Raw genomic sequence first — 1,442 nt, forward strand, 5'->3', positions numbered from 1 at the left:
CAGCGGTCATATCTGTACAGGGTGCTGTTACCGAGCGGGTCCGTCTGTGCGAGGAGCCGGCGGCTGTCGTCGTAACGCCACAGGTGTTCCCCGCCGTTGGCATCGACCTTCTTCCACACAAGGCCGCCGCGGTGGTGGTACACCGTCAGCTCCCCGTGGCTGTCGAGCACCTCGGTCACTCCCTCCCGGAACGTGAGCCTGTGGTCGTATATGCCGCCGTCGCCCCATGTGTGTACGCAGCGCGAACCCACGCCCGTACCGTCGTACTCGAAGTACCACGCAAGGCCGTTGCGCCATGTCTCCTTCACGATGAGCCTTCCGGCATACTCGTATGTCATCACGTCGCCCGCCGCGTTGCGCTGGAGGGTCATGTTGCCGTCGGCGTCGTACTCGTAGGAGGCGAGGGTAATCTCTTTCTCCGGATCTTCCGGATGCGGGCCGCATATCTCAAGGATGCGTCCGCTTCTCGTGTCGTGCTCCACCCTCAGGAGGCGGCCCGCGCTGTCGGTGATGGAGCGCAGCAGGCCCTCTTTCGTGTAGTCGAAGCGGATGCCCAGGCCGTTGCAGTCGGTCACGCTCTCAAGCAGGCGCACGGAATCGTACTCCTTGTGTGTGAAGCGGTAGTAGAGGTCCTCGGCCATGTCCCACACGCAGTAGCCGCCGTCCTGTTCCAGACGGGCCTCCTTGCGTTCGGAGAGGATGAACGAGGGTTCCTCCGCTGTAGGCAGGGGGAAGGCCACCGGGATGCCGTCACTCATGCGGAGCGTCAGCGTGCCCTCTTCCGTGTCCGCGACGACGCCCATGTCGTAGGCGTGGTGCCACCCGTTGCCCAGAGGACCCCGGTAGTCGCTGCGGCTGTACCACGTGCGCTCCCATGACAGGGGCACCGGGCCGTCGAGCCAGAAGTCCTCCTCGTCGGTGAAGAACGTGCCGCTGGCCACGTCCACGGGGTGCCCCGTGACCGTACAGATGGCCTTGTGGAGCATGTTCTTCAGGGATTCGCTCTTTATCGTTCTGTTGACCTTGCTGTGCAGCCTGTCCGCCAGCTTCCTGGTCTTTTTCTTGTAGAAACGCCCGAACGCCCCCGTGCATTTGCGGGCGAGTGCCGCCATGGGGTTGAGGGGGACGGGAACCGGGCTGGTGAGTATCTGTCTGGCGGGAGGTATCGGGTTGATGACACCCGTGGGCAGGAACATGCCCGGAACCTTGTGCACGCTCGGTATGCCCACGTCGTTGCAGTCAAGGTGCAGGTGCGCGCCGCCGCCCGAGAAGGGCATCCCGTCGGCAAGTACCGTCAGGCTGCCCATGAAGGCGTGGCCGTTGTTCTTTGGTATCGCCGCTGAAGGGGCCGCCCAGCCTGCCCCCATGGGGATGTGCGGGATGCTCCGCGTGGGTGTGGATGCGACCGCGCGGGGGATGAAGCCGCCTATCTTGACGGTGGC

The 1,442-nt window shown here is 64.4% G+C and carries 1 protein-coding gene; it reads right to left on the minus strand.

Annotation, left to right across the window (positions count from 1 at the left end; all coding sequences use genetic code 11):
* Positions 1-1,442, minus strand: a 1,442-nt coding sequence (locus DW039_RS20705; protein ID WP_243635065.1) for a DUF6531 domain-containing protein, incomplete at both ends; no start/stop codon positions are given.

The organism is Bacteroides sp. AF39-16AC (assembly GCF_003602735.1).
Taxonomy (GTDB): domain Bacteria; phylum Bacteroidota; class Bacteroidia; order Bacteroidales; family Bacteroidaceae; genus Bacteroides; species Bacteroides uniformis.